The organism is Thiosocius teredinicola, from assembly GCF_002009425.1.
Taxonomy (GTDB): domain Bacteria; phylum Pseudomonadota; class Gammaproteobacteria; order Chromatiales; family Chromatiaceae; genus Thiosocius; species Thiosocius teredinicola.
Map to the genome: position 1 here is coordinate 1,757,452 of NZ_CP019936.1, position 19,014 is coordinate 1,776,465.

Below are 19,014 nucleotides of genomic sequence, written 5' to 3' on the forward strand. Positions count from 1 at the left end.
TCGTCGAAACATCTGACGAGGAAATACTCATGAGTGCACAACGCATGTTGTTCTTTACCGTGGCAGCGCTGCTGTTGACCGGCATAGGTTTGACCGGATGGCGTGAAGTCCACTGGTTTCTGTATGTGGTGCCGGCGATGCTGGTATTCGCCGGGATCTCCGGCATCTGCCCGGGGCTGATGCTGTACAAGAAGATCGGCTTCAAGTAGTCGATCGCACGACCGGCGGTCGATGTCCGTTCGGTGGTGCAGGGCACGTGGGCCATGAACAATTTCGGCTTCGAGTCTTTTCTGTTCTCCGTCATTGTCGTGACGGCGGGTTTGCTTTTCGTAAACCGCTTGGTGGCGGAACTGGCGCCGCGCACGCGACGGCGTTGGTTGTTGGGCTTGGCCATTGGTTCGGGCGTGATCGTGTTTACGCTGAAGGTCGCATTTGCCGTCATCTTCAGCTTTTACGCGGAAGACATTCTTGCCCTGTTGCCCGACAAGGCATCGCCCGGTCGGCCGTCATCGGCTGGTGAATTGCCGGCATTTATCGAGGTAGGGACGGGCGATGCCGCCTATCAATGGCAGGCATTGCCCGAAACAGCCCCGTTTCCGCCCGACAATCCACCTTCGCCCGAAAAGGTCCGCCTGGGTCGTGCATTGTTTTTGGATAAGCGCTTGTCGCTGGACGGATCGGTGGCATGTGCCGGTTGTCATGAGATCTCGAACGACAAGGGCGGGGCGGACGGCGATGCAACGTCAACCGGTGTCGGCGGACGTTCGGGGCAACGCAACGCCCCAACGGTGCTGAACGCCGCGTTCTTTACGGCATTGTTCTGGGACGGGCGTGCGGGTTCACTGGAAGAGCAGGTGCGTGGCCCCCTGCTCAACGAAGTGGAGATGGCGATGCCGTCGCTGGACGCTGTCGTCGACCGCGTTCGAGCGATCCCAAGCTATCCGCCGATGTTTGCAGCGGCCTTCGGTGAGGGAGCGGCGATCGATATCGACGCCATCGCCAAGGCCATAGCGGCTTTCGAACGCACCCTGGTAACGCCCAACGCTGCGTATGACCGGTTCGTGCGAGGTGACGCGACCGCGTTGAGCGACCGACAGTTGCGAGGCATGGCCTTGTTTGAGTCGACCGGCTGTGTTGCGTGTCATCGCGGCCCGGCATTCAGCGCAGCCGCGGAGGCAGGGCGGGGAGACGCCTACCGGATGTTTCCCGCAGTGCCGGGCACCGAGTATGCGAAGCGATACCGACTCGACGAAGACACCGGCCTGGCCGATGCGGACAAAAATGCGGGCCGTGGGGTCTGGCGAGTACCGTCGTTGCGCAACGTGGCGCGTACCGCACCGTACTTTCACAATGGTTCTGTGGATAGTCTCGCCGAGGCGGTACGTATCATGTCGCGCGTGCAGTTGAACAAGCGACTGAGCAACGATCGCAACGACGATCGATCAATCCGGTGGCACCAAGACACGCGTCGGCTTCACGTGCATGACGGAGAAGCGCTCAGCGATGATGAAGTCGACGATATCGTCGCCTTTCTCGAGGCATTGAACGGTGAATTGCCGGTGTTCTGAGGTTTGTCGTAGGAACCGCGGGGTTCAACAGATGCGCGGCAACTGTTCGCCCACAAGCATGTCGACAATGCGTTCGCCGCCGAAACCGGTTTCGAGAATCACGCTACCATGCGGCGCCTCGACCACATGACCGATGATCGCGCTGTGCTCACCCGCCGGGTGTGCCTGCATCGCAGAGAGCACCTTGGCAGAGGCATCGGCCGGCACGATCGCAACGAGTTTGCCCTCGTTCGCCAGGTAGAGCGGGTCAAGCCCGAGCAACTCGCTGAGTCCGCGTACCTCGGCACGTACGGGCAGCGCTTCCTCGCGGATGCGGATGCAGGTGTCGCTGGCGTCGGCGAATTCGTTGAGCACGGTCGCTATGCCTCCGCGCGTTGCGTCGCGCAGGCAATGGATGTCCGGGCAGACATCGAGCATCGCTGCGATCAGGCCGTTCAGCGCGCAGCAATCGGTTTCGATATGGCTTTCGAGCGCCATATCGCCGCGCGCGTCGGCAATCGCGGCACCGTGGTCGCCGACGTAGCCGTTGATGATAACGACATCGCCGGCACGTGCGCGTTGCGTGCGGATGTCGATGCCGTGAGGTATCACGCCGACGCCGGCGGTATTGATAAACAGCTTGTCGGCAGCGCCCTTGTGTACCACCTTGGTATCGCCGGTGACGATCTTCACGCCGGCGGCATCCGCCGTCGCCTTCATCGATGCGACGATACGCCGCAGGTCGTCGACCGCGAAGCCCTCTTCGATAATCATGCCGCAGGTCAGGTACAGCGGCACCGCGCCGCCGACGGCAAGATCATTGACCGTGCCGGCCACCGCCAGCTTGCCGATATCGCCTCCGGGAAAGAACAACGGATCGACGACATAGGAATCGGTCGTCATGGCCAGCGTGCCGCCGAGGGCGTTGAGCGAATCAAGGCTGATGCGTGCCTGGTCTTCGAGGGCTGCCAGGGTTTCGTTGGCAAAGCCGTCGACGAACACATCGTTGATCAGGTCGCGCATCGCCTTGCCGCCGGCGCCGTGCGCCAGCGTGATCGTTTTGCCTTTCAGGCGCGGTTTGGCTGCGGTGTTGGATGCACTCATGCGGAGGCCTCGTGGCGTTGCTTGTCGTTACGCTTGGCGAGCAGTTCGGGCAGGTTGCCGAAGTTATAGTAGGCGGCGCACGCCCCTTCGGATGACACCATCAACGCACCCAGCGGCGTCTCGGGCGTGCAGGTGCCGCCGAACACCTTGCACTCCCATGGGCGTATCACGCCCTTGAGTACTTCGCCGCACTGGCAGGACTTCGGGTCGGCAATCTTCAGGTTGGGCACGGCGAACTTGCGCTCGGCATCGAAACGGGCGAACGCATCGCGCATTTTCACGCCGGAATGGTCGATCGAACCCAGGCCGCGCCATTCGAAGAACTCGCGCAGTTCGAAGACCTGGTGGATCGCGTCGAGCCCGGCCGGGTTGCCCTGCTTGGGCACCACCCGCGCATACTGGTTTTCTACCTCGCAGCGCCCTTCGGCGAGTTGCCTGATCACCATCCACAGTGACTGCACGATATCCAGCGGTTCGAAGCCGGTGATGACGATCGGTTTCTTGTAGGTGTCGGCGACGAACTCGAAAGGGCCTTCGCCGACCACCATGCTGACATGGCCCGGCGCGAGGAATCCGTCGAGCTGCATGTCGGGCGAATCGAGAATGGCCTTGATCGTCGGCACCGTGGTGATGTGGTTGCAGAACAGTGAGAAGTTGTCGCGGTTCTCGCGCTGCGCCTGCAAGACGGTCAGCGCCGTGCTCGGCATCGTCGTCTCGAATCCCAGGCCGAAGAAGATCACTTGGCGGTCCGGGTTGCGGCGCGCCAACTCGAGCGCGTCGAGCGGCGAATACACCATGCGGATATCGGCGCCATCGGCCTTGGCCTGCAGCAGGCTTTTCTTTGAACCGGGCACGCGCATCGCATCGCCGAAGGTCGCGAAGATCACGTCGGGTCGTTCGGCCAAGGCAACGCAGTCATCGACCCGGCCCATCGGCAGCACGCAGACCGGACAGCCCGGGCCATGCACCAGTTCGATCCGTCCCGGCAGCATCTGTTCGATACCGTAACGGAAGATCGTGTGCGTATGGCCGCCGCAGAACTCCATGATCTGCAACGGACGTTGTTTGGCGGCCGGGATGCGGTCGAGCAGTACGGCGATCTCATCGATCAGGCGTCGTGCCGCCTTGGGGTCGCGGAATTCGTCTACGTATTTCATGTCGCTGCTCCGAGTTGGCCGCGATGATCGGCGAGCAGGGTGTGCACCAGGTCCCACAGGATGTGGTAACAGGCGACATGCACCTCCTGCACGCGGTGAATGGAATCGGTTTCGACGACAAGGCAGTGATCCACCAGCCCGCTGGATCGCATCTCGCCGCCATCGCCACCGGCCAGGCCGAGTGTGACCAGGCCGAGTTGCTTGGCCTTGCGATAGGCATTGATCAGGTTGTCGGAATTGCCGCTGGTCGAAAAGCCCATCACGCCGTCACCGGCGCGCGCATGCGCCTCGAGTTGGCGGACGAATACATGCGCCATGCCGACATCGTTGCCGACGGCCGTCAACATCGCGGTGTCGACGCACAAATTCATCGCCGGCAGGGCGGGGCGGCCGGCAGTCACCGGGTGTTGGAACTCGACGGCGAAGTGCGCGGCATCGCAGCTCGAACCGCCGTTGCCCATGCTGAACATCCGACCCTGGCGGCGATAGACATCCGCGACCGCCGTTGCGGCCTCGATCAGCGCTTCGCCGTGCTGGGTAAAAAACTGCTGTTTCACGGCAACGCTGTCAGCTGCCTTGCGTTCTATTGAATTCAGCAGCGCCTGGTGTTCCTGCGCGGCATCTTTGGTCTTGCCGTGCAGGAAGGGGTACAGCGCTTGAAGACGGTCGTCGCTGTCGCTCACGTTTGCTCTGCCGCCGTTTGTTGCATCGCGTTCAGTTCGTCCTGCATCTCGCCCAGTTCCTGCAGGATCGCCAATGTCTTCTGTGCCTCGTCTTCGTCGATACGACTCATCGCAAATCCGACATGCACCAGTACCCAGTCGCCGATGCAGTCCGCGGCGGGCCTTGTTTCGGTGACCACGCAGGCGATGTTCACAGCGCGCCGTACACCGGCGACGTCCACCTTCGCCATGAAGTTGTCGGCGTCGGTGATCTCGACGATCTGTCCGGGGATGCCAAGACACATAGTGCTTACCTCTTACCTTGCTCAGTGCACCGTACAGACCATGCAGGGGTCGAACGAGCGCACGATGTGCTGTATGGAAACGGTCTGTTTGCCGTTGTCGCCGACCTCGGTGCCGATCAGCGCCTGTTCCAGCGCGCCCGGTACATCGTCCTGGTCGCGCGGAGAGAAATTCCAGGTGGTCGGGGCGACGATCTGGTAGTTCAGAATCCGCCCGTGCTTAATCTGCAGCCAGTGGCCCAGGCTGCCGCGTGCCGCTTCGACGAGACCGACCCCTTCACCGTCTTTGGGCAACTTGCCTTGGTTACAGAAGGTTTCACCGATGGCGATGGCTTTGATCCAGCCTTCCATCATGGGAACCACGCGCGCCAGTTCGAGCAGGCGCGCAACCACTCGGCTGAACACATTGCCGCCGCCGTTCGTCACCAGTTCGGCGATCAAGGGGTGGCCGTCGATCAACTGGCGTGCGACGGCGCCCACCTCGAAGACCCGGCCGTTGTAGCGCGGCGCCTTGCACCAGCTGTAGGCATCGGCGATATCGGCGTCGGGCAGGGTACTGCCGTCGAAGGGGTGTTTCGGCGTGCGTTGCGCGTGCATCCAGGCGTGACTGATGTCTTCGGTGATGGCGCGCTGCTCGAACGACTCGCGGCGACCGTCGAACCAGATGCCGGATTCGAAACGGTGGGTCTCGTTGGGGTGACCGGTGGCATAGGCACCGTAGCTCATGAAGTGGTCGGTGGCGCGTCCGAGTTTGGCCAAGCCGGCCGAAGCCGCGATGCGGACGAAATGCGCGAAGTCGCCACCGGCATGCTGTCCGGCCCATGCCATCAGCTCATCTTCGGTAGCGATTGCAGCGACGTTCTCCAGCTTGTCGGCAAACAGTGTGGTTTCGAGAAAGCGCCGAAAACCTGCAACGATGGATTGAAGGCGCAGTTTTTCACGCGGCTCGATCGCGCGCGTCGTACCGCCCGGCTGCAGGGCCAGCGAGTGAGGCCATTTGCCGGCGAGCAGGCCGGTGATGTGCATCCATTCGCTGCGTGCCGGCAACATGTCGCGCGATGCGCTGCCTTTCTGTGCAACGAAGCGCTCGGCGGCATCGCGATGCCAGGCATGTTCGGCATAGTCGCTGCGCGCGAAGTCGGGCATGAAGAACAGGTAGAAGTGCGACAGATGGTCGGCGACGTTCTCACAGGCAAGGATCAGGTTGGTCGCCAACAGGCCGTTGGGCGTCTGCTCGATCCCCTGTGCATCGGCGAGGGCGCGTGCGGCGGCGACCGACTGCGAGACCGAGCAGATGCCGCAGATACGCGGCGTGATCACGAGCGCATCGCGCGGGTCCTTGCCGACCAGGATCTGTTCGAATCCACGGTAAAGAGGTGAGTTCACCCAGGCCGACTCGATTCTTCCCTCGTCGATCTCGACCTGAACTTCGAGATCACCTTCGACGCGATTGAATGGTCCGAGGATGCGACGTGTGGAGTTGCCCGCCATCAGCGTTCACCCCGTTTCTTGTCGCTGCCCGGCGGCACCACGATGTGGTCGGCAACTGCATTTTCGCGCAGGCGCTTGGGTGTCGCGGCTTTCGACAGGGAAGCCAGCGCAACGAACCATGCCTTCGGCATATCCGTGGGCAGGCCGATCGGTATGCCGGCAATCTTCGGTGTTTCGGTGAACGGATGCCCGGGTTCTTCGAACACCGGTGCGGTGCAGTTGATGCAGGCATAGCCGCCGCGAATACACGAGCCTTCGCCGTTCCACGGGCGGCGGTTGCAGTCGGCATGCGCCTGGGTGCCCAGGCAGCCCATGTGCTCCATCATGCAGCCCTGATCGGATGGCGCCTCGGCGCTGGCCTTGAATTCGTAGAACTCGTTGCGCGTACAACCGTGATGTACCAGGTGATTGGTATAGCTGCGTGGACGGTTCCATTCGTCCAATTGCGTCTCGTCCATATCGCCCATCGCCACCTGCGCCAGGGTATCGGTGACCCAGCCGGGATGCACCGGGCAGCCGGCCACGTTGATTACGCGCAGTCCTTCCGGGCTGTGCCAGTCTTCGCCGAGCAGTCCGCCGGGCTGATTGCCCTCGTATTGCAGTCCACACGCCTCGGTCGGGTTGCCGCCGGCCATCGTCACGCCACCGAATGCAGCACACGAACCGATGGCGATTGTGTAGCGTGCCTTGCGCGACAGGTCGGCTATCCATTGCATCATCGGCCGACCGGTGCCGGCGAGCATATGAAAGCGCCCGGTATCATTGGGGCCGCGCATCACCGAGCCTTCGAGACAGAGGATGTCCAATGCCTGCTCGCCGCTCATGATGCGGTTGAGCAGATCGATGAATTCGCCGTTGGATGCCTCGCTGAGCGACGGATGCCAGAGCAGTTCGATGCCGGCGTATTCCAGTGTTGCGTAAAGATCCGGCGATTCGGCATTCAGCAGCGACATGCTGCAACCGCCACAGCTGCCGGATTGAAGCCACAAGGTACGCAACGCTGTCGTCATTCACTCAACTCCAACGGCACGGTCAAGGTAAATACAGCGCCACCTTCGTCGCGATTGGCTCCTTCCAGTTTGCCCTGGCACTGATCGGTGGCCAGCGAATAGCTGATGTACAGGCCGAGGCCGGTCCCTTTGCCGACCGGTTTGGTGGTGAAGAAGGGGTCGAACACGCGCAGCAACTGGTCTGGTGCGATGCCGGTGCCGTTGTCTGAGACCTCGACGGTCACCGTTGAATTCTGGGTGCCGGCGCGTATCGCAATGCGTCCATCCTTATAGTCTTCGATTGCGTCGGCGGCATTCTGGATCAGGTTGACCAGAATCTGGTGGACGTAGCCTTCGTAGCCGTACAGTTCGAGCGATGGCGGGATGTCGATGACCACTTCGGGCCGTTCGCGGCGTGCCTTGATCACCCATTCGGCCGCCGTGTTGATGACCCGGCTGAGATCGAAGCGGCTGCACTGTTGTTGGTTCGGCGTCGAGAAACGACGCAGGTCTTCGACGATCTCGCCGACGCGTTCGGCGCCTTCGAGCGAGCCGTCGATCAGCGGGCCGATATCCTGCAGCAGGCGGTCGATCTTCAGATCGCTGCGCAGTTGTTCGCGCTCTTTGTCGCTCGCCGAACGGTGAATCGCACCGAGGTATTCGGCGAGGCGTTTCTCGTAGCGTTTCAACGCGTGCATGTTGCCGAACACGAAGCTGATCGGGTTGTTCAATTCGTGCGCGACGCCGGCCACCAGCTGGCCGAGCGATGCCATCTTTTCCGATTGCACCAATTGTTGCTGCGCGGTCTTCAATTGATCGTGCGTCTCGCGCAGATCCTGGTAGGCGCGGCGCAGTTCGCCCAGCGGCCGACCGGTGATCACCAGCCCCGACAGGCGACCGTCGTGATCGAAGCGCGGTGTGCAGTTGATCGCGATCGGCGCGCCTTCGCCGTCGGGGCCGCGCAGTTCGACCTCGCAATCGGTGATCACGTCAGTGCGGATATGCTCGGCGAAGTCTTCGACCTGTTCGGCGTATTCCTCGGTGAACAAGGTGCCGAGCGCGACGCCGGTCAGGTCGCTGGCAGTGCGACCGGTGAGTTCTTCGAGTGCGCGGTTGACCTGCTGGATGCGACCGCGGGTGTCGGCGACGATCAGCACATCGGTCATCGACGAGATCACGCTCTGGATGAAGCGGTGCGCATCCTCCAAGCCGGCATTCTTTTCTTCGAGTTCGACCTGGTAACGCACGATGTCCGCATAGATGGTATCCATGCGCTGGATCACCTCGATCCATGCCGATTCATCGACCATACCGTGCTCGATGTTGCCGACACGCGCCATCAGGCCGCCGATGTCGTCGTTTGCCGCCTTGTCGCCGGGCGACGTCACTGTGCGCGACCCGTGCTTTTCAGTTCTTCCATGCCGTCCACCTTCTCGAGGTCGTAGCGTTCGAGCTTACTGCGCAGACCGACGCGCGACAGGCCGAGTTCCTCCGCGGCGCGCGTCTTGTTCCAGCGATGCCGTATCAGGGTTTCTTTCAGAATCCGCGCCTCAAGCGATTCGATGCGCTCCTTGAGGCTGCCTTCGGTCTGGCTGACGATCGCCAGATCGTCGGTGCCTTCTTCGTCCGCGCCTTGCAGGATGCGCGGCGACAACAGTTCGGCGCCGAGGATCGCGTCCTGGGCGAGTACCAGCATGCGCTTCAATTCGTTCTGCAGTTCACGCACGTTGCCCGGCCAGTGATAGGCCTCCAGGCAGGCGAGCGTTTCGCGGCTGATGCCGTCGACGCGTTTGCCCAGCTGGCGCTGCAGATCATCGAGCAGGCTGTGGGCGAGTACGGCGATGTCCTTGGGGCGGTCGCGCAGCGGCGGCAGATTGATCGTGAACGTGGCGATACGGTAGTAAAGGTCTTCACGGAAGCGACCGGCACGCACCTCGGCCTCGAGATCGCGGTTGGTGGCGGCGACCACGCGCACGTCGACCATGCGCCGCTGGTTGCTGCCGAGCGGGCGGATCTCGCCCTCCTGCAACACGCGCAGCAGCTTGACCTGAAACGCCGGCGATATCTCGCCGATCTCGTCGAGAAACACGGTGCCGCCGTCGGCCAGTTCGAACAGGCCGACGCGTTCTTCGCTGGCGCCGGTAAAGGCGCCGCGTTTGTGACCGAACAACTCGCTTTCGAGTAGCTCATCGGGCAAGGCGCCGCAGTTCTCGGCGACGAACGGGCCGTCGCGCCGCAGGCTGTTGTAGTGCAGGGCGCGTGCGCACAGTTCCTTGCCGGTACCGGACTCGCCGCTGACCAGTACGCTGACGTCATATGGCGCAACCCGGCGCACCAGGTCGCACACGCCGTTCATACAGCTTTCCGGGCCGCGCACGATGCCCTGGTCCCAGTCGAAACGCTGCTGCAGCAGACGGCGTTTGCCTTCGAGATCTTCGGCGACAGTCTCCGGGCGCAGCTTCAGCTCGGTCGACAGCAGCGCATTCTGGCGTTGCAGGTGAAACAGATCGACCGCGTTGCGCAGCTTCAGCAACAGCTTGTCGGGATGCCACGGCTTGCTGATGTACTGATAGATGCCGGCCCGGTTGATCGCCTCGACCAGGTCGCCGGCGTCGGTGTAACCCGAGATGATGATGCGGATGACCTCCGGCCAGCGATCGCGCACCCGGCTGAGGAATTCGACACCGGTCTCACCGGGCATGCGCTGGTCGCACAGGATGGCCTGCACCCACTCGCGTTCGAGGATGCCCTCGGCCTCGGCGGCGTTCTCGGCCGTCAGTACCTCGAATTCCTCTTCGAGCGTACGCCGCAGGGTTTCGAGCGAGCGCGGCTCGTCGTCGATGACCAGAACGGTGGGCAGGTTGCTACTCATACGTGATTCTTGACCGACTCGGCGATGTTCAGCGGTTCGGACAGGGGATGACCGATCAGGCGCAATTGGCGCGACCCACGAATCCAGGCATACCAGTCGCTCATGCCTTCGCCGGTGGTTGCAGACACCTTGAGGACCTGTAGCTTGGGGTTCACCCGGCGCGCGTAGGCGATGCATTTGTCGACATCAAAATTCAGATGCGGCAGCAGGTCGATCTTGTTCAGCAGCATCAGGTCGGCCGCATGGAACATGTCCGGGTACTTGATCGGCTTGTCTTCGCCTTCGGTAATCGACAGGATCGCGACCTTGTGTGCCTCGCCCAGATCGAACGCGGCGGGGCACACCAGGTTGCCGACATTCTCGATGAACAACACCGAGCCGGTCTGCGGCTTGAGGTGCTCGATGGCGTGCCCGACCTGATGCGCATCGAGATGGCAGCCCTTGCCGGTGTTGATCTGAATCGCGTGTGCGCCGGTCTCGCGAATGCGTTCGGCATCGTTGCTGGTTTCCTGGTCGCCTTCGATAACCGCCAGCGACAGTTCGTCTTTCAGATCGGTCAGGGTGCGGGTCAGCAGGGTGGTTTTGCCCGAACCCGGTGAAGACACCAGGTTGAGCGCGAGGATGCCCTGGTCTGCCAGCATCTGGCGGTTTGCATTGGCGTATTGATCGTTTTTGCTCAGGATGTCCTGTTCGATCTGCACCATGCGTGATTGCGACATGCCGGGGGCATGTGCGCGCGCCGGCCCATGACCGTAGTGATGATCGTCGCCATGGCCATGCGCATGCGAGTGTTCATGCTCGTGATCATCATGATGGTGGTGAGGATGGTCGTGAGAATGCGAGTGATCGTGATCGTCGGTGACACCTTCGATACGCGATTCACCTTCGCCGCAGCCGCAGACGGTACACATTATTCCACCTCCAGTTCTTTGATCCGCATCTGGTCACCGTGGGTGACCTGCAATTGATAGCCGCCACAACGCGGGCAGGCGTCGTAGCGTTGATTGATTTCGACGTTGTCGCCGCACGCCATGCACCAGGCGATCGCCGGTTGATCGACGATCTCCAGCTTGCAGCCATCGGCCAGCGTGCCGCGACAGACGACATCGAAACTGAACAGCATGGCCGACGGCTCGACACCCGCCAGCGCGCCGATCTCGAGCCATACCGTTTTGACCCGCTTGAATTGCTGCGCCTCGGCTTGGTCTTCGAGTACCTGCAAAATGCCTTCACACAATGACATCTCGTGCATCAGCTTTCCTCGATGTGTAGGTCGTAGCCGACACAGGGATCGATCGAGTGCACCAACAGGCGCGCCTGTAGCTGCGCGGTCGATTCATCGGCTGCACGGACCGACGTCAGCGTGCGTACAGCGACGCCGCTCGGATGGAAGTTCCATTCGGTCGGCGCCAGGATGCGGTAGCGTGAGACTTTTTCGCCCTCGAGTTCGACGTAGTGACACAGCCGGCCGCGCGCCGCCTCGAGTTGCGCAAAGCCGGTTTGCCCGCGTGGGGGTTTCTCCGTATCCAACAACACCGACGACAGCTCGGCGATCTCGATCAGCCGCGCCGTCAGACGCCACAGCAGGCCGTTGCCGAAGCGACGGCCGATCGCCTTCATCAAAGGATGCGCAGCCTGGCGCGCCGACGGGCCGGTTTCGCGTGTCTGGTTCTTCCAGGTCGGTTGTGCGACGAAGACGTCGGCACCTTCGGCGGACAAGATCGCCGTCAGTTCGCGCTCGACACTCTTGGGCAGGGTGGCCATCTTGGCATTGCCGAGGCTTTCCCAGGCGCGCCGGCGGACGAACTTGAGCAACTGGGCAGCCGGCGAAGGGCTTGTATCGGCCCAGGCGAGAAAGGCGTCCTGGTCGTGATGCAGCCAGGTTGCGATGTCGCCGCCGAACACCTGCGAGGCGACGGACTGGCGAAGGTGTTCGGCCAACGGGCGCAGTTCATCGAGGTTCAATGCGAAACGTTGCAGACCGGGCCAGCGACATACCATCTGTTCAGGGTCGATCAGCTGCTTGAGCGCCTGCACATCCTGGGTGATTCGTCCGAGCGACGCATTGGCGCGTTCGCCGCCGCAGAACTCAGGCCATTCGAACAGCACGCGCCACAGGTGTTCACGCAGTGTTTCGAGCCGCTGCAGGATGACCCGCGCGTGCTGAACATCGCCGTTCGGGGTTTCGCCGATCGCCGACTCGATGGCGCGCACGGCAGCGACCGATTGCGCCTGGCCGCAGACGTTGAACACCAGTGGCATGAGCTTCAGCGTCTCGTCGATCGTGCGCCCCTCGAACAGGCGCGAAGCCAGGGTCGGGCGCGTCGAAAGCACGCTGACCGCGGCGCGTTTCGGCGCTACGCGGATATCCAGGCGTCCTTCGATGGCCGACCGACCGGGGCTCACGGTGATTCTTCTCCATCCTTGTGCAGGCGGCCACGCAGAAAATCGCGCCGGCTCAGTTTGGTAGGTTGCGCCGTCGCTGCGACGTCTTCAACGGTGTCGTCGTTGCCTGTCTGCTCCTCGCCGTGCCAACGCTTGACGATCTCATCGGCGAAAGTCGACGACTCGGTGTCACGGCATTCGGCATCATCGATGGCTTCCAGGGCGGCGAGCGCAAACGCCACCGCGGTTTCCTGGTCTGCGATCTCGCCGACCGGTGACAGCAGGGAGCAGGACTGGAAGCGACCGATGCCTTCTTCGTGCCCGATCACGAAATCGTAGGGACCGGAGGCGAACACATGGGTCTGGTAGCTGCCCACCGGCAGGTCATGCCAATCGTCGCCCTCGCAAGGCAACAACATCAGATTGATGAACCAGGGGGTGATCAGAATGCCCAGGCAGCCCTGCGGCGTGCGCCGAAAGCCGACCGGTTCAACCGACAGCGCCGGGTTCAGGATCGGAACGTCCTGCATGCGCGTGTTCTGCACATGCTGAAAATGCCGCCGCAGTCCTCCCGCCAGTGCCTGTAACTGCAGATCCACGTCAGTCCTCCAGGATGACCATGAACTGCGCCTTGGCGCCGTCGCATTCGGGACAGCGCCAGTGGTCGGGCAGCTGCGAGAACGGTGTGCCGGGCGGGATCTGCCAGTAGTCGTCACCCTCGGCAGGGTCGTAGACATGCCAGCAGATCTTGCACTCCATATGGGCGTCATCGGGCAGACGAGCATCGTCGCCGGCGTATGACCCCTCGAACGTCTTCACCGGTACATCTCCAGTATCTCGTTCAATCGCTCTGCGCTGTCGAGGATGTCTTCGGGCGCGGCCAGCGCGACCGACGGCACGTCGACGACCTCGATGGTATTCAGGATCAGCGCGTCCTGCGAGTTGAAGTACTTGATCCACCACACGTTGGGGAAGGCGGTGCTGCCGATGCGGCAGTTGCCGTAGCCGCGCGAAAGTACCGTGACCGGGCCTACGCCGAGGCGTTCGCCCAGCAGCATCACGTCGCCTTCGGTCAACGGCAGCAGGGTCAGGTTCACCGTGTGCTCCGCGTCGCCCGGGCGAAAGTTCGCCATGTGGTCGGCCAGTTCCACGAGAATCGCGGGCGCGTTCTGAATGCCTGGGTCGGTCGCGTCGAACTGCGTGTCCAACGGGGCAGGCGGGATGGTCTGCGAGATATCGCTGACCAACGACGGCACATCGCCGACCTCGATCGTATCGTGGCGCATCTGGCCGAAGCTGTCGAAGTGCTGCACGCGCCAGACACCTGCCAGTACCGATTCCTGCGCCTTGCTCGGCGACAGCCCCTCCATCGTCGCGCTGACTTCGCCTTCACCCAGCAACTGGTTGATGAAGTCGAGGTTGGCCGCATCGAGTTGCTCGAGCGTGATGGCCGTCGACGGGTCGCCGCATTGGTAGCTGCGCAGCGCGCTCAGCGCCTGCTCGAGAATGCGTTTGCTAACCGACAGGTCGGCCTCGACTTCGTCGGGCTCCGGCAATATCGGTTGATGATAGGTCTGCATGTCGCCAGGCATCTGCATATAGTTCAGCTCGCCGTCTTCGTCCGGCTGACTGCCTGGGCCGATACCGATACCGATGACGGGGATGTCGGGAAGCTTAGGCATGGCGTTGCTCCTTCGAGGCGTCGATCACCGGGATACCGACACCGGGGTTGTGAGACGGTGCGTTGTCGAGGATTTCGGGAATGCGTTCCATGTATTCCGACCAATCGCGAATCTTGCTGATCTTGCCGAGAAATCGACCCCGACGAAGGAACACCAGACTCGGCCAGACCGTGATGTCGTAAACCAGCTTCAATTGATCCTCGAGTTGGCGGTCGACGACCATCGGGATGAAGCGATCGGGAAAGGCGCGTGCCAGTTCGGGCAGCACCACGGCGACGTCGTTGCTCTCGGGGTAACGCTTGGGGTCTTCGGTGAAGAACAGCACGACAGTGCTGTCGCTCTCCAGGGTGGACGCCAGGTTCTGCGCATCCAGTACGGGGTAACCATGTTCGGCAACCAGTTGGGCGATCAAGGGAGATGGCACGGCTTACGCCTCCTTTATGTTGTTTTTCAGGTGGTCGGGTAGCTGTGGCTCGCGATCGATCAGATCAGCGAACAGGTGATCGACCTGGTGGTCGCCCGACATCACGTGTTGAATGGCGTTGACGGCATCCCGCATCTCCAGTGCGGTCCGCTCATCGAGTATTTCGCGGGCGGCCCCGAGGAACACGAGCAGCCAGTCACCCGGCGAGGGTGTGCCGACCAGGCTGATATCCACGATGTGTCGTTGGCCGTTGTCGTCACAGCCCGCCTGAAACTCGCCGACATCGACGACCTGCATGGGGATGCCGATACACATCAGTCTTTCACCCGGTGGTCGACATTCACGCTGAGTTTGTCGCCTTCGAACTGCACCGGCTTGGGGTCGAACTGCATGTTCTCGTCCCGCAACACCCGCTCGTCACCACCTCGATAGGCGAGGCGCTCATCCGGGCGTCCGGTTTCATAGGCGCTGAGGTTCAATGCCTCGGGGTTCAGGGAATCGTTGTCGGGGAGCGGCTCGGCGCGCTGTTCGGCATTCGCCCCGCGCTGCGCCAGCCAATTCAAAGCCGCTGTGATCGCCGGCTCGATCTGCGCGCGCACCACCGGGCGCAGGCTGCCGCCGTAGTCTTCGAGATGCTCTGGTTGCACACCGACCAGCAGCAGTGCACGTGGGTAGGATCCGGTAAGTTCGGCCATCGCCAGCACTTCCTGGAAACCGGTCTGGTGGAGGCTCATTTTCTTTGCGCCCATGAAGCTCGGCACGTCGTCGCCTTCGACCAGCTTCAAGGTGCCCGGTGCAAGGCCGTAGTCGACCGCGTCGAACACCACGAGGATCTCGGCGGTTTGCACATGCTCCAATAGATAGATGCCCTGGGTACCGCCGTCGATCAACGAGACGTTGCCGCCGAATTGATACCGCCGGTTGAGTTCCTCGATGGCGCGTACGCCGAACCCCTCATCTGCCCATAGCACGTTGCCGATGCCGAGTAGGGTGACACTGGGTGTCGTCATGTCTGCTCCGCAGGTTGCGTGTTAAACGATTTGCAAGCCAAGTGGCAAGTTGCATGCCGCTCGTAGGGCCATCGCTCAAGTACCGGATTTTCAACGTGTTCTTGAATGCTTATCCGGTCGGTGCAGCAGAATTCGGAAACAATCCTTTCAGTGATGTCGGCAATCCGGCAAAGAACTTTACAGAATACTTGACGATTTTGCTTGGGGAAGGCGGTTACTTGGTGGCGCCTGGCGTCGAGTTCCGGCTGAACACTTGCCACTTGGCGTTCATGCATGAATTTTCATTCAAAAAGCGGCTGACCGCTGCCGGCGGAGGTGAAAGCGTTCCTTCCAGCTGAGTGCAAAGAACCGTTTAACGCTTTTCGGCAATGCTTAGGATTGAAATCGAGAAAACAGCATAACCCTTTGTTTTTAAAAGCCTAAAAAACTTGGCAGAGTCTTTGCTATTCCTGCTTACACAAAGCGCACCGGCCGAGTTGCGCTATTGCCACGGGAGATAAGCATGACAGAGACCTTTTACGAGGTGATGCGGAAGCAGGGGATTACCCGCCGCAGCTTCCTGAAATATTGCAGCCTGACCGCTGCCGCGCTGGGGCTGGGTCCAGCGTTCGTTCCGAAGATCGCGCATGCGATGGAAACCAAGCCCCGCATCCCGATCCTGTGGCTGCACGGCCTGGAATGTACCTGCTGTTCGGAATCCTTTATCCGCTCGGCACACCCGTTGGCCAAGGACGTGGTTTTGTCGATGGTCTCACTCGACTACGACGACACCATCATGGCGTCGGCCGGTCACCAGGCCGAGGCCATCATCGAAGAGACCATCCAGAAATACGACGGCAACTTCATCCTCGCGGTCGAGGGCAACCCGCCGCTCAACCAGGATGGCATGTCGTGCATCATCGCCGGCAAGCCGTTCGTCGAACAGCTGCAGCATGCTGCGGCACACTGCAAGGCGATCATCTCCTGGGGTTCATGCGCCTCGTACGGTTGCGTGCAGGCGGCCAAGCCGAACCCGACGCGCGCCACGCCGGTTCATAAAGTCATTCACGACAAGCCGATCATCAAGGTGCCGGGCTGCCCGCCCATCGCCGAGGTCATGACCGCCGTTGTGACCTATATGCTGACCTTCGACCGCATTCCCGAGCTCGACCGCCAGGGTCGGCCGAAGATGTTCTACAGCCAGCGTATCCACGACAAGTGCTACCGCCGTCCGCATTTCGATGCCGGTCAGTTCGTCGAGAGCTGGGACGATGAGAACGCCCGCAAGGCCTACTGCCTGTACAAGATGGGCTGCAAGGGTCCGACCACCTACAACGCCTGTTCGACCATCCGCTGGAACGAGGGCACCTCGTTTCCGATCCAGGCCGGACACGGCTGTATCGGTTGTTCTGAAGACGGCTTCTGGGACAAGGGCTCTTGGTATGCCCGCCTTACCGACATCAAGCAGTTCGGTGTCGAAAGCAATGCCGACAAGGTCGGTATGACTGCCGCCGGCGTCGTCGGTGCAGCCACCGCCGCACATCTCGCCGTTAGTGCCGTCAAGCGCGCCCAGCAGAAAGGAGACAAAGAATGAGTGTTAAACAGACGCCTAACGGTTACAGCCTGGATACCGGCGGTCGGCGGGTCGTGGTCGATCCGGTTACCCGGATCGAGGGCCACATGCGCTGCGAGGTCAACGTCGACGAAAACAACGTGATCCGCAATGCGGTGTCGTCCGGCACCATGTGGCGTGGTCTCGAAGTGATTCTGAAAGGTCGCGATCCGCGTGATGCCTGGGCCTTCGTCGAGCGTATCTGCGGTGTGTGTACCGGTTGTCACGCGCTGACCTCGGTACGTGCGGTCGAAGATGCACTGGGCATCGAGATTCCGAAGAATGCCCACCTGATCCGCGAGATGATGGCCAAGACGTTGCAGGTGCATGACCATGTCGTGCACTTCTATCACCTGCACGCGCTCGATTGGGTCAACCCGGTCAACGCGCTGAAAGCGGATCCGAAAGAGACCTCGAAGATCCAGCAGTTGGTGTCGCCGCATCATCCGATGTCGAGCCCGGGTTACTTCCGCGATATCCAGACCCGCATCCGCAAGTTCATCGAGTCGGGGCAACTTGGCCCGTTCAAGAACGGCTACTGGGACAACCCGGCGTACAAGCTGCCGCCGGAGGTCGACCTGATGGCGGTCGCGCACTATCTCGAAGCGCTCGACATGCAGAAGGAGTTCGTCAAGGTGCATACGGTGTTCGGTGGCAAGAACCCGCACCCGAACTACCTGGTCGGTGGCGTGCCGTGTGCGATCAATATGGATGGCGATCTGTCCGCCGGCGCACCGCTCAACATGGAGCGCCTCAACTTCGTCAAGGCGCGCATCGACGAGATGAAGGCGTTCAACGACAACGTCTACATTCCCGACGTTATCGCGATCGCCAGCTTCTACAAGAATTGGTTGTACGGTGGCGGCCATGGCGCGAAGAACGTTATGGATTACGGTGCCTATCCGAAGGTCAACTACGACAAGTCGACCGATCAATTGCCGGGTGGTGTCATCCTCAACGGCAATTGGAACGAGGTGCTTCCCATCGATCCGCGCGATCCGGAGCAGGTGCAGGAGTACGTTGCGCATTCCTGGTACAGCTACCCCGACGAGAAGAAGGGGCTGCACCCATGGGACGGTATCACCGAGCCGAACTTCGAACTGGGTCGCGGCACCAAGGGCAGCCGGACCAACATCGAGGAACTCGACGAGAGCGCCAAGTACTCGTGGATCAAGTCGCCGCGCTGGCGCGGCCATGCGGTCGAAGTCGGTCCGCTGTCGCGTTACACCCTGGCGTACGCGCAGAACGTCGAATACGTGCAAGAGCAGGTACACCGCAGTGTCGCGGCGTTCAACCAACTGGCCGGCACCAATGCCGATGCCAAGACCGTCCTGCAGTCGACCATCGGCCGGACCTTGGCGCGCGCGCTGGAATCACAGTATTGCGCCGACATGATGGTCGACGATTGGAATGAATTGATGGCCAACATCAAGGCCGGCGATACCGCGACTGCCAACATGGAAAAGTGGGATCCGTCGACTTGGCCGAAAGAGGCCAAGGGTGTGGGCACCGTCGCCGCACCGCGCGGTGGGCTTGGTCATTGGATCAAGATCAAGGACGGCCGTATCGAGAACTACCAGTGCGTGGTGCCGACCACCTGGAACGGCTCGCCGCGTGACCCGGCCGGCAACATCGGTGCGTTCGAGGCCTGCCTGATGAACACGCCGATGGAGCGTCCGGATGAGCCGGTAGAGATCCTGCGCAGTCTGCACAGCTTCGATCCCTGCTTGGCGTGCTCGACGCATGTCATGTCTGAAGAAGGTGAGGAACTCACCAGCGTCAAGGTCCGCTAAGGCGA

22 protein-coding genes are annotated in these 19,014 nt (G+C 61.7%); 5 read left to right on the forward strand and 17 right to left on the reverse strand.

Annotation, left to right across the window (positions count from 1 at the left end):
• The first annotated feature begins 29 nt into the window (after positions 1 to 29).
• Together B1781_RS08510 and B1781_RS08515 are read left to right on the forward strand one after the other, a co-directional pair.
• Positions 30 to 209, forward strand: a complete 180-nt coding sequence (locus B1781_RS08510) for a hypothetical protein (RefSeq protein WP_164513312.1) — start codon at positions 30 to 32, stop codon at positions 207 to 209.
• 54 nt (positions 210 to 263) lie between these two features.
• Entirely contained in the window at positions 264 to 1,568 is a 1,305-nt protein-coding gene (locus B1781_RS08515; RefSeq protein ID WP_078119254.1) for a cytochrome-c peroxidase, read from the forward strand.
• Between the two features lie 24 nt (positions 1,569 to 1,592).
• On the opposite strand, the gene hypE is transcribed toward B1781_RS08515, so the two are convergent.
• Genes hypE through B1781_RS08600 form a run of 17 tightly spaced genes read right to left on the reverse strand, consistent with a single transcriptional unit; the run spans position 1,593 to position 15,625 of the window.
• On the reverse strand, positions 1,593 to 2,651 hold the full coding sequence (hypE, locus tag B1781_RS08520; protein WP_078119255.1) for a hydrogenase expression/formation protein HypE: 1,059 nt from the start codon (positions 2,649 to 2,651) through the stop codon (positions 1,593 to 1,595).
• Positions 2,648 to 3,808, reverse strand: coding sequence for a hydrogenase formation protein HypD (gene hypD / locus B1781_RS08525; protein WP_078119256.1), 1,161 nt, complete (start codon positions 3,806 to 3,808; stop codon positions 2,648 to 2,650). The genes hypE and hypD overlap by 4 nt, the downstream gene beginning before the upstream one ends.
• Positions 3,805 to 4,491, reverse strand: a complete 687-nt coding sequence (locus B1781_RS08530; RefSeq protein WP_078119257.1) for a D-sedoheptulose-7-phosphate isomerase — start codon at positions 4,489 to 4,491, stop codon at positions 3,805 to 3,807. The genes hypD and B1781_RS08530 overlap by 4 nt, the downstream gene beginning before the upstream one ends.
• The gene (locus B1781_RS08535) at positions 4,488 to 4,775 is read right to left on the reverse strand and encodes a HypC/HybG/HupF family hydrogenase formation chaperone (RefSeq protein ID WP_078119258.1); all 288 of its coding nucleotides are present in this window, start codon (positions 4,773 to 4,775) and stop codon (positions 4,488 to 4,490) included. The genes B1781_RS08530 and B1781_RS08535 overlap by 4 nt, the downstream gene beginning before the upstream one ends.
• Positions 4,776 to 4,796: 21 nt before the next feature.
• A complete protein-coding gene (locus B1781_RS08540; protein ID WP_078119259.1) occupies positions 4,797 to 6,263 on the reverse strand; it encodes a nickel-dependent hydrogenase large subunit in 1,467 nt (488 codons plus the stop codon).
• Positions 6,263 to 7,273: an NADH-quinone oxidoreductase subunit B family protein gene (locus tag B1781_RS08545; RefSeq protein WP_078119260.1), complete on the reverse strand. Its 1,011-nt coding sequence runs from the start codon at positions 7,271 to 7,273 to the stop codon at positions 6,263 to 6,265. The genes B1781_RS08540 and B1781_RS08545 overlap by 1 nt, the downstream gene beginning before the upstream one ends.
• Positions 7,270 to 8,640, reverse strand: a complete 1,371-nt coding sequence (locus B1781_RS08550; protein WP_334223923.1) for a sensor histidine kinase — start codon at positions 8,638 to 8,640, stop codon at positions 7,270 to 7,272. Before B1781_RS08550 ends, B1781_RS08545 begins: the two co-directional genes overlap by 4 nt.
• On the reverse strand, positions 8,637 to 10,124 hold the full coding sequence (locus tag B1781_RS08555) for a sigma-54-dependent transcriptional regulator (protein WP_078119261.1): 1,488 nt from the start codon (positions 10,122 to 10,124) through the stop codon (positions 8,637 to 8,639). Before B1781_RS08555 ends, B1781_RS08550 begins: the two co-directional genes overlap by 4 nt.
• Complete coding sequence (gene hypB, locus B1781_RS08560) at positions 10,121 to 11,035, reverse strand: hydrogenase nickel incorporation protein HypB (RefSeq protein ID WP_078119262.1); 915 nt, start codon at positions 11,033 to 11,035, stop codon at positions 10,121 to 10,123. The genes B1781_RS08555 and hypB overlap by 4 nt, the downstream gene beginning before the upstream one ends.
• On the reverse strand, positions 11,035 to 11,376 hold the full coding sequence (hypA, locus tag B1781_RS08565) for a hydrogenase maturation nickel metallochaperone HypA (RefSeq protein WP_078119263.1): 342 nt from the start codon (positions 11,374 to 11,376) through the stop codon (positions 11,035 to 11,037). The genes hypB and hypA overlap by 1 nt, the downstream gene beginning before the upstream one ends.
• A complete protein-coding gene (locus tag B1781_RS08570; RefSeq protein WP_078119264.1) occupies positions 11,376 to 12,530 on the reverse strand; it encodes a nickel-dependent hydrogenase large subunit in 1,155 nt (384 codons plus the stop codon). Before B1781_RS08570 ends, hypA begins: the two co-directional genes overlap by 1 nt.
• On the reverse strand, positions 12,527 to 13,108 hold the full coding sequence (hybE, locus tag B1781_RS08575) for a [NiFe]-hydrogenase assembly chaperone HybE (protein WP_078119265.1): 582 nt from the start codon (positions 13,106 to 13,108) through the stop codon (positions 12,527 to 12,529). The genes B1781_RS08570 and hybE overlap by 4 nt, the downstream gene beginning before the upstream one ends.
• Position 13,109: 1 nt before the next feature.
• Complete coding sequence (locus B1781_RS08580; protein WP_334223924.1) at positions 13,110 to 13,328, reverse strand: rubredoxin; 219 nt, start codon at positions 13,326 to 13,328, stop codon at positions 13,110 to 13,112.
• Complete coding sequence (locus B1781_RS08585) at positions 13,325 to 14,191, reverse strand: hydrogenase expression/formation protein (protein WP_078119266.1); 867 nt, start codon at positions 14,189 to 14,191, stop codon at positions 13,325 to 13,327. Before B1781_RS08585 ends, B1781_RS08580 begins: the two co-directional genes overlap by 4 nt.
• The gene (locus B1781_RS08590) at positions 14,184 to 14,615 is read right to left on the reverse strand and encodes a thioredoxin domain-containing protein (RefSeq protein WP_078119267.1); all 432 of its coding nucleotides are present in this window, start codon (positions 14,613 to 14,615) and stop codon (positions 14,184 to 14,186) included. Before B1781_RS08590 ends, B1781_RS08585 begins: the two co-directional genes overlap by 8 nt.
• A 3-nt stretch (positions 14,616 to 14,618) precedes the next feature.
• Positions 14,619 to 14,930, reverse strand: a complete 312-nt coding sequence (locus tag B1781_RS08595; protein WP_078119268.1) for a HypC/HybG/HupF family hydrogenase formation chaperone — start codon at positions 14,928 to 14,930, stop codon at positions 14,619 to 14,621.
• Positions 14,930 to 15,625, reverse strand: coding sequence for a HyaD/HybD family hydrogenase maturation endopeptidase (locus B1781_RS08600; protein WP_078119269.1), 696 nt, complete (start codon positions 15,623 to 15,625; stop codon positions 14,930 to 14,932). Before B1781_RS08600 ends, B1781_RS08595 begins: the two co-directional genes overlap by 1 nt.
• A 53-nt stretch (positions 15,626 to 15,678) precedes the next feature.
• On the opposite strand from B1781_RS08600, the gene B1781_RS08605 reads away from it, so the two are divergent.
• The 3 genes from B1781_RS08605 (at position 15,679) to B1781_RS08615 (ending at position 19,009) form a co-directional block, all read left to right on the forward strand.
• On the forward strand, positions 15,679 to 15,963 hold the full coding sequence (locus B1781_RS08605) for a hypothetical protein (protein WP_078119270.1): 285 nt from the start codon (positions 15,679 to 15,681) through the stop codon (positions 15,961 to 15,963).
• 158 nt (positions 15,964 to 16,121) lie between these two features.
• The gene (locus tag B1781_RS08610) at positions 16,122 to 17,198 is read left to right on the forward strand and encodes a hydrogenase small subunit (RefSeq protein WP_078121985.1); all 1,077 of its coding nucleotides are present in this window, start codon (positions 16,122 to 16,124) and stop codon (positions 17,196 to 17,198) included.
• Positions 17,195 to 19,009: a nickel-dependent hydrogenase large subunit gene (locus B1781_RS08615; RefSeq protein WP_078119271.1), complete on the forward strand. Its 1,815-nt coding sequence runs from the start codon at positions 17,195 to 17,197 to the stop codon at positions 19,007 to 19,009. Before B1781_RS08610 ends, B1781_RS08615 begins: the two co-directional genes overlap by 4 nt.
• Positions 19,010 to 19,014: the final 5 nt, after the last annotated feature.

Excerpts from the sequence above, each read along its gene's own strand:
- B1781_RS08510 (WP_164513312.1), top strand. The coding sequence starts at position 30 with ATGAGTGCACAACGCATGTTGTTCTTTACCGTGGCAGCGCTGCTGTTG.
- B1781_RS08545 (WP_078119260.1), bottom strand. The coding sequence starts at position 7,273 with ATGACGACAGCGTTGCGTACCTTGTGGCTTCAATCCGGCAGCTGTGGC.
- B1781_RS08535 (WP_078119258.1), bottom strand. The coding sequence starts at position 4,775 with ATGTGTCTTGGCATCCCCGGACAGATCGTCGAGATCACCGACGCCGAC.
- hypB (WP_078119262.1), bottom strand. The coding sequence starts at position 11,035 with ATGTGTACCGTCTGCGGCTGCGGCGAAGGTGAATCGCGTATCGAAGGT.
- hypD (WP_078119256.1), bottom strand. The coding sequence starts at position 3,808 with ATGAAATACGTAGACGAATTCCGCGACCCCAAGGCGGCACGACGCCTG.
- B1781_RS08615 (WP_078119271.1), top strand. The coding sequence starts at position 17,195 with ATGAGTGTTAAACAGACGCCTAACGGTTACAGCCTGGATACCGGCGGT.
- B1781_RS08585 (WP_078119266.1), bottom strand. The coding sequence starts at position 14,191 with ATGCCTAAGCTTCCCGACATCCCCGTCATCGGTATCGGTATCGGCCCA.
- B1781_RS08605 (WP_078119270.1), top strand. The coding sequence starts at position 15,679 with ATGCCGCTCGTAGGGCCATCGCTCAAGTACCGGATTTTCAACGTGTTC.
- hypA (WP_078119263.1), bottom strand. The coding sequence starts at position 11,376 with ATGCACGAGATGTCATTGTGTGAAGGCATTTTGCAGGTACTCGAAGAC.
- B1781_RS08555 (WP_078119261.1), bottom strand. The coding sequence starts at position 10,124 with ATGAGTAGCAACCTGCCCACCGTTCTGGTCATCGACGACGAGCCGCGC.
- hypE (WP_078119255.1), bottom strand. The coding sequence starts at position 2,651 with ATGAGTGCATCCAACACCGCAGCCAAACCGCGCCTGAAAGGCAAAACG.
- B1781_RS08540 (WP_078119259.1), bottom strand. The coding sequence starts at position 6,263 with ATGGCGGGCAACTCCACACGTCGCATCCTCGGACCATTCAATCGCGTC.
- B1781_RS08595 (WP_078119268.1), bottom strand. The coding sequence starts at position 14,930 with ATGTGTATCGGCATCCCCATGCAGGTCGTCGATGTCGGCGAGTTTCAG.
- B1781_RS08600 (WP_078119269.1), bottom strand. The coding sequence starts at position 15,625 with ATGACGACACCCAGTGTCACCCTACTCGGCATCGGCAACGTGCTATGG.
- B1781_RS08515 (WP_078119254.1), top strand. The coding sequence starts at position 264 with ATGAACAATTTCGGCTTCGAGTCTTTTCTGTTCTCCGTCATTGTCGTG.